Origin of the sequence: Paracoccus sp. SCN 68-21, assembly GCF_001724535.1 — a bacterium.
Taxonomy (GTDB): Bacteria; Pseudomonadota; Alphaproteobacteria; order Rhodobacterales; family Rhodobacteraceae; genus Paracoccus; species Paracoccus hibiscisoli.
The window spans coordinates 1-7556 of the sequence record NZ_MEES01000058.1; the positions used below are offsets into that span (position 1 = coordinate 1).

Sequence of the window (7556 nt, forward strand, 5' to 3'; positions counted from 1 at the left end):
AAAGGTGCTGACATGATTCATCCTTTCTGGGAGGATGAATCACAAGCAGACCCCTTTGGGAATCCCATGATTCCGGTTTTTGCAGAAACGCTTTAAGCCCCGCCAGCGCCGGGTCCGATGCGACCACGGCCGCTAGCCAGCCAGAGATCGCAGGCGCCACCGGCACCGACCAGGGCACCAGATCGCGGACCGAGGAGGTCACGCCCACCCCAAGCGACAGCTTGAGGTGATCGCCCCCCGCCACCGGCGCCAGCGTCCGCAGCGAGGCTGTGGCCCGCATCAGCGGCCCGCCCTCCAGCAGGCGCAGCCGCCCGGCAGTGCGCCAGCCCGCGATGACCGGATCGTCGCAGAGCCGCGCCCATTGCCAGGGATGGACCGGGATCGCGCCCGGTGCCGCCAGGCCCGCCGCCACATCGCTGCCCGCGCGCCGGATCAGCGCCGGGTCCAGCTGCAACCACAGCGGCGCGAAGGAGGCGGCTGCTTCTGGGCCATAGGCCGCGTTGTCGGCATCGGTAAAGCCGATGCGCGCCTTGAAGCCAGGGTGATAGGGGTGCCCCTCGATCAGCGCGGCCTCCAACGCAGGGCCGGTCAGGCGCAGGCGGTCCGCGCGCAGGGGCCCGGCGGCGCGCAGAAAATGCGCGCTGCGCCGCATGGCCCGCAGCAGCGTCGCGGGGTCATGGCCCGCCTGCGCCAGCCCCCGGCCCAGGGCCGGGAGGGTCAGCGGGCGGCCCCGCGCGTCCTGCGGATCGGCCAGCAGGCGCACCCGACCGCCCGGCTGACGGCGCCAAGGCACGCGGACCCGCAGGGCGCCCACGCTCCAGCCGCCCGGCGCGGGGTGCAGGATGCCCTCGAAGGCCAGCGCCTCCAGCGTCTGGCGCAGGGCGCGGCGCTCAGGCGACATGGGACAGGCGCTGGCGTGCGGCCAGGGCGGGCAGGGGGTTGGCCACGCGGATCATCGGCGCGCGCTCTCCGGGGATCAGCAATTCGTCGATGCCGCCCAGCTGGGTCAGCAGGTTGCCCTTGGCCGCCAGTGTCGGGCGGGTCAGCCAGGCCAGCGCCAGCGCGCCGCCATGGCCGGGCAGAGCCGTCAGCCCTTGCAGATGCGCGGCCAGCAGGGTCAGGCCCTGCGCCTCGGGCAGCGATCCGTCCAGGTCCATGCGGTGGATCACGCCGAATACCTGGTTCACGATCAGCGTATAGGTCAGCGCCTCCTCGGCCTCGGTGCGCGGATAGACCAGCTGGGGGATGGCGCTCAGATCGGGCGTGGCACGGTCCTCGGCCACGTAGAAGCCTTGGTTGTCGCGGATGTCACAGCGCGTGGGCAGGCCCTGCGACAGGTCCAGCAGCGCGTTCTGCTGATGCGCCTCGACCGCGATGCCGGTGGCGTCATAGAGCCGGACCACCGGCGCCACCGCGCAATCCAGATAGGCCCGCAGCCACGCCACCGGGTCCAGCCCCGCCATGACCTGCGCCAGAAGCGAGCGCCGCCCCGGCAGCGGCTCAGTCACCAGCCCGCCCACCTGCATCACCTGCCCACCGCGCGGCTGGCGCCAGGGGTTGTCGCGCAGGATCACCTCCAGCCCCGATGGCCCTCCGTCCGGCAGGCGCAGCACCATCCAATGCGGATCGGGCACCAGCCGCAGCGGCCCGAACCGCCCGGCCATCGCGGCGATGCGCGGGGCCATGGCGGCCCCGGCCAGCATCTCGTGCCGCTTGTTCACACGCTGCGAGTTGGTGATGGTCACGGGCAGCGACATCTTCAGCTGCCAGGGGCTGTCGGCGCGCCACAGCGTCCGCACCGAGGATGTCGCCCACCAATGGGGCCCGTCCGGGCCGCGATCGTGGATCACCCCCTGATCCAGCAGGTGCGCGATGCGGGGGTCGTGCCGCGCGCGGTCCCAGGACAGCGGGTGGACCGGCAGCAGGTGGCGCCCGGGCGCGGCGGCGTCGGCCATGCCCGGCAGGGACAGCGCCAGGTCGGGGTCGGTCGCCTCGATCAGATCGGCGGGCAGGTCCAGCAGGTGCAGCCGCAGCGCGCCGCGCCAGTCGGGGGTCATCGCGCGTTCCTCGGGCAGGGTCATGCCGGACAGCGCCTTGGGGCAGGGGTGCATCCAGTGGCCAAAGACCATCGCCTGTTCGGCGGTCAGGAAATCGGCCGGGCCGTCCGGTCGCGTCAGGCGGTCCCCGACCAGCGTCTGGACCCGCTGGTGGCTGGCGCGCACCCGCCGGGCCAGGGCCTGCCCCGTCGGCCCGTGCTGGCGGTCCAGCCGCTCCAGAATCAGGGCCAGCGCCTGCGCCGGGGACAGGACGTGCGCGCCCGCCGGGCCGTGATGGATCAGCGCGTCCCACCGAGCAGGTCCGGTGGCCGTGGCCGGGCCCGCGACCTCGATCCAGCCGCCTGCGACCGGCACGATCCGCCCGCCGCCGCGCAATTCGCGCAGATCGCAGATCAGCAGCGCGCGCAGGCTGGCGGCGTCCGCGATGGCTGCGGGATCAAGGGGGGCCGTGGGATGGCGGGGACCGGGGAAGGGCATCGGCGTCTCGGACCTGGGGGCTGCGGGGGCGGCCGTGTGGTGGGTTCGAGCTTGCGGATGCTGGCCTGCGGGTCATGCTATATCCAATAAAAACTGTCAACATATACAATCGCAGGATGAAGCCGGCGCGCGGCATCCCGCCGCCAGTATCCCAATGTCGTTATTCCGGTGGGTGCTGGGGCCAAGGGCGTCTGCGGCGCAGGTGATCGCCGGGGTTCGAGGGGTCTGCCGTGGGGGGCAGGAGCAGCGCGTTGTCGGCGCCCCGCGTGGTGCGCCGCAGCCCTCCGCACGGGATCGAGTGTGAGGGCGGTTGAGGAAATCCCGTCAGGCCCGCCTTCGCCCAAGGGCACGCAGGGCATTATGGCCCGGTGTCGGCGAACAGCGGGCGGCAGGCCTGGTCCAGCCCCGGCTTGCCGATGACAAAGCGCATCGGACCGAAAAGCGGCATCGCCGCCCCGTCCATCGTCGAGACGGCACCAAGCGCGGTCAGGATGGGCCAGGCCCCCATCACGTCCCACGCGCTTTCGCCAAAGCCCACATGGCCGTCGACCTCGCCCAGGGCCAGTTCGATCAGCGAGATGGTGGTGGCGTTGCAGCAGCGGATCATGATCCCGGCATCTTGGGTCAGAAAGCGCAGCATCTCGATGCGCTCGGGGGCGGGGACGGCGCGGCCCAGGCCCACGCCCACGGCGGCGCGGTCGGGCGCATGCGCGGTCAGGGGCGCCAGCGGTCGGCCGTTGATCTGCGGGGGGTGGCCCCGGCCTCCGGTCAGGGTCAGGTCCAGCGCGGGGGCGTGGATGACGCCCAGGATCGGCACGCCGTCCTGCCACAGCCCGATCGAGACCGCCCATTGCCGCCCGCCCCGCACGAAGTTGAACGTCCCGTCGATCGGATCGACCACCCAGACCCGCCCCGAGGTGCCGGGGGTCAGACCGTCCTCCTCTCCCAGGATGCCGTCCTGGGGAAAGGCCTCGCGCAGGCGGGCGGTGATCAGCGCCTCGACTGCGCGGTCGGCGATGGTCACCAGGTCCAGCGGGCCCTTGGCGCTGACCGCGCCGTCCGACAGGCGGCCGAAATGCGACAGGGCCAGCGCGCCCGCCTCGCGCGCCAGCGGGACCAGCACGTCAAGCATCGGCCAGCCCGTCCAGGTCGGGGAACCGCTGATGGACGATGTGACCGCCATCCGCCTGCAGAAGATGGAGCGCGTGGTGGAACGGCTGGGTCACGGTCGGCGGTTCGTCCGGGGCATCCAGCGCCAGGACGAACTGGAACGCGGTGCTGGTCGCGGCATGGACCGTCGCGCGGCCGAACCGCGCCGTGAAGGGCCGGTGCAGGTGGCCGCACAGGATGGTCACGGGCCGGTCCTGCGCATCCAGAATCTCGCGCAGCCGCTCGGCCCCCTGGATCAGCAGCGCGCCGTCCAGCCGCCCCATCCCCGACGCGCAGGGCGGGTGGTGCAGCGCGACCAGCGTATGCCCGGCAAAGGGTCGGGCCAGTTCTTCGCCCAGCCAGTCCAGCTGCGGGTCCAGCAGGCGGCCCGCGACCTCGGCGGGCGCCAGGCTGTCCAGGGCGATCACCCGGACATCGCCGCGCTGCCAGACATGGTGCAGCAGATGCGGGTCGGCATAAGGCCGGTCGGGCACCACGGCGCGCAGCAGTGCCCGGTCGTCGTGATTGCCGGGCACGATGACGAACGGTACCGACAGCCCGGCCAGCAGGTCGGACAGCACGGCGTATTCTTGGGGGAGGGCGTCGTTCACGGTGTCGCCGGTGATGACCACCAGGTCCAGGCCGGGCAGGGCCGACAGGTCGCGGATCAGCGCGCGGGCGCGGGCGGTGGCATCGGCGCGCACCAGTCCGGGCGCGTCGCCCGCCGTCAGGTGCAGGTCCGAGATATGGGCAAGGCGCATGATGGGGGTCCCTTAGCGGATGCCGGCGCGCATGAAGCTTTGCACGAACTGGCGCTGAAAGATCAGAAAGGCGATCAGCAGGGGCGCGACCGACAGCAGCGTGGCGGCGGTGACGGTGGGCCAGTCGATGCCCTGCTCGACGGTGGAGAAGACCTGCAGGCCGACGGTGATGGGGCGGGTCGCGACCGAGTTGGTGATGATCAGCGGCCAGAGGAAGTTGTTCCAGTGATAGGCGACCATCACCAGGCCGTAGGCCAGATAGGTCGACCGGGCCAGCGGTACATAGACCCGCCACAGGACCGCAAGGGGGCCCGCGCCCTCCATCCGGGCGGCCTCGTCCAGCTCGCGCGGGACGCTCTTGAAGGCCTGGCGGAACAGGAAGATGCCGAATGCCGATGCCAGATAGGGCAGCGCGATGGCTGGGATCGTGTCCAGCAGGCCCATCTGCGCGATGGTGGCGTAATTGCGCACCAGCAGCACCTCGGGCATGACCATCATCTGGACCAGCACCAGCATGAACAGCCAGTCGGAGCCGCGGAACGGAAAGACCACGAAGGCATAGGCCGCCAGCGTGCAGATCACGAACTGGCTGATCACCACGAACACGACCAGCATCAGCGTGTTCAGGAAATAGCGGTCGAAGGGCACCGCATTCCAGACCCGGACGAAGTTCTCCAGCGTCAGAGGCGCGAACAGGTCAAAGCGCGCGGCATAGACCGGCGGATGGATCGCCGTCCAGATCGCATAGAGCAGCGGCAGCACCCACAGAAGGGCCAGCGACCAGGCGAGCAGGTTCAGGGGAACACAGTTCATCGATAGTGGATCCTTTTGTCCAGGACGCCGAACTGGATCAGCGCGATCAGCGCCAGCACCCCCAGCAGCACCACGCTGAGCACCGCCGCATAGCCCGTATCCCAATAGCTGAACGCCACCTGATAGATGTAGTGCAGCAGCAGCTGCGTCGAATTATTCGGCCCGCCCCGCGTCAGGGCGATGACGTGATCGACCAGGCGGAAGGCCTCGATCACCGCGTTGATCAGGATGAACAGCGTGGTGGGCATCAGCAGGGGCAGGATGACGCGGCGCAGGCGTTGGGCGGGGCCCGCCCCCTCCAGCGTCGCGGCCTCCAGCAGGCTGGGCGGGATCTGCTGCAGGGCGGCCAGATAGAAGATCATGAAGAAGCCTGCCAGCTTCCACACGGTGATCACGATCAGCGCCCAGAGCGCGGTGCCGGGCATGCCCAGCAGGTTGTTGCCGCCCAGGCCCACCAGGCCCAGCACCTGGTCGATCAGCCCGTAATCGGGCGCATAGAAGAACATCCAGATGTTGGCCACCGCGATCATCGGCAGGATGGTGGGCGTGAAGAACGCCAGCCGCACCAGCGCGCGCCCGCCGATCCGGGCATTGACCAGCAGCGCCATCGCCAGCGCCAGCCCCATCGAGGCCGGGATGATGACCGCCGCATAGATCAGGTTGTTGACGAAGGCCTGCCGAAAGATCGGGTCGTTTGCCATGGTGGCGAAATGGCCGCCCCCCACCCATTCCGCCGGGCGGCGCCCGCGCGGTGTCGTATGGAGGGCGTCGATCAGCGTGGCGACCGTGGGGTAGAAGGTGAAGACCACCAGCAGCACGGCGGCAGGCGCCAGCAGGGGCCAGGCGATCCGGGCGTTGCGGGATATCATCGGTGTCCTCCCCACGGTCATGTCAGATCAGTCGCGATAGACGGCCAGGATGCGCTCGGCCTCGGCCTGGGCGGCGGTCAGGGCGTCGGCGGGCGACTGCTGGCCGGTCAGGGCGGCCTGGATGGCGGCGTTCAGCACCTCGTTGACGCGGTGGCCCTCATAGGTCGAGATCTCGGGGACCGAGACCGCGATCTGGCGGCGCGCCACGTCGGCCTGGGGCACCTCGGCCACGTAATCCTGCAGGGCCTGCGTGTCCCAGGACCCGTCGCGCGGCGCGACATAGCCGGTCTGGATGCCCCAATCGGCCAGCAGCTCGTCCGAGGTCATGTGCTTGATGAACCGGAACGCGGCGGCCTTTTCCTCGTCCGAGGCGTCGGCGAACAGGTAGAGGTTGCCGCCCCCCAGCACCGAGGCCGGGTCGGGGTTGCCCGGATAGGCCGCGACGCCGAAATCGAAGGGCGCATTGGCGCGGATGTTGCCCAGGTTGCCGGTGGTGGTCCAGGCCATGGCCAGCCGCCCCTCCATGAAGTCGGACGGCGTGGTGCCCCATTCCAGCACGCCCGGGGGATGGATGCCGTGTTCGGCCCCAAGCGAGACCCAGTATTCCAGCGCGCCGACCACCTCGGGGCTGTCGAAGAAGGTGTGCAGCCCATCCTCGCTGGACAGCTGGCCGCCATTCTGCGCGACCAGCGCGCCGAACAGCCAATGCGCCGCGTTCGAGCTGCCGGGAATGCCCAGGCCCCATTGCGTGACCGTGCCTGACGCGTCGCGGACGGTCAGCGCGCGGCCATGTTCCACCATCTCGTCCCAGGTCGCCGGCGGGGTCTCTGGGTCAAGGCCGGCTGCGGCATAGGCCTCCTTGTTGTAGTACATCACGGCGGTCGAGCGCTGGAAGGGCGCGCCCCAGACATGGCCGTCCAGCCGGGCCGAGGCCAGATAGGCGGGCATGAACCCGTCCAGCCAGGCCTGATCCTCGGGCGTGGTGATGTGATCGTCCAGCGGCGCGATCACGCCGGCGTCGATCAGGGTGAAGATGTCGGTGGCCAGCATCACGGCCACGGTGGGCGGGGTGCCCGACCGCGCGGCGGTCAGCGCGCGGGTGGTGGTGTCGGTATAGCTGCCCGAATAGATCGCCTCGACGGTGATGTCGGGGTTCTGGGCCTCGAACTCGGCGACATAGCCGTCGACGACCTCGGTCAGGGGGCCGCCAACCTGCACCGGATAGAAGAACGTGATCTCGGTCTGCGCCAGGGCGGGCGACAGGGCGGCAAGGCTGATCGCTGCGCTGCCCAGCAGGGCGCGCGTCAGGGAAATCGGGGTCATGATGTCCTCAGACCGTCATCTAATCGCATGTCGTTCTGCAAGGTCTTTCTTGGCGATGGGACATCGTTTGCCGGGAGCAGTGTCATCTTCGCGGTCGACATTAAGCC

General features: G+C 70.1%; 7 protein-coding genes. All 7 read right to left on the bottom strand.

Annotation, left to right across the window (positions count from 1 at the left end):
• Positions 1 to 901, bottom strand: a 901-nt coding sequence (locus ABS73_RS12745) for an IucA/IucC family protein (RefSeq protein WP_286693494.1), incomplete at its 3' end; no start/stop codon positions are given.
• The gene (locus ABS73_RS12750; protein WP_277020408.1) at positions 891 to 2534 is read right to left on the bottom strand and encodes an IucA/IucC family protein; all 1644 of its coding nucleotides are present in this window, start codon (positions 2532 to 2534) and stop codon (positions 891 to 893) included. The genes ABS73_RS12750 and ABS73_RS12745, both read right to left, overlap by 11 nt.
• Positions 2535 to 2892: 358 nt before the next feature.
• The gene (locus tag ABS73_RS12755) at positions 2893 to 3666 is read right to left on the bottom strand and encodes an inositol monophosphatase family protein (RefSeq protein WP_277020406.1); all 774 of its coding nucleotides are present in this window, start codon (positions 3664 to 3666) and stop codon (positions 2893 to 2895) included.
• Complete coding sequence (locus ABS73_RS12760) at positions 3659 to 4444, bottom strand: metallophosphoesterase (RefSeq protein ID WP_277020405.1); 786 nt, start codon at positions 4442 to 4444, stop codon at positions 3659 to 3661. The genes ABS73_RS12755 and ABS73_RS12760 overlap by 8 nt, the downstream gene beginning before the upstream one ends.
• Positions 4445 to 4456: 12 nt before the next feature.
• Complete coding sequence (locus tag ABS73_RS12765; RefSeq protein WP_277020402.1) at positions 4457 to 5257, bottom strand: carbohydrate ABC transporter permease; 801 nt, start codon at positions 5255 to 5257, stop codon at positions 4457 to 4459.
• Complete coding sequence (locus ABS73_RS12770) at positions 5254 to 6126, bottom strand: carbohydrate ABC transporter permease (protein WP_277020399.1); 873 nt, start codon at positions 6124 to 6126, stop codon at positions 5254 to 5256. The genes ABS73_RS12765 and ABS73_RS12770 overlap by 4 nt, the downstream gene beginning before the upstream one ends.
• A 27-nt stretch (positions 6127 to 6153) precedes the next feature.
• Entirely contained in the window at positions 6154 to 7449 is a 1296-nt protein-coding gene (locus tag ABS73_RS12775; RefSeq protein ID WP_277020397.1) for an ABC transporter substrate-binding protein, read from the bottom strand.
• Positions 7450 to 7556: the final 107 nt, after the last annotated feature.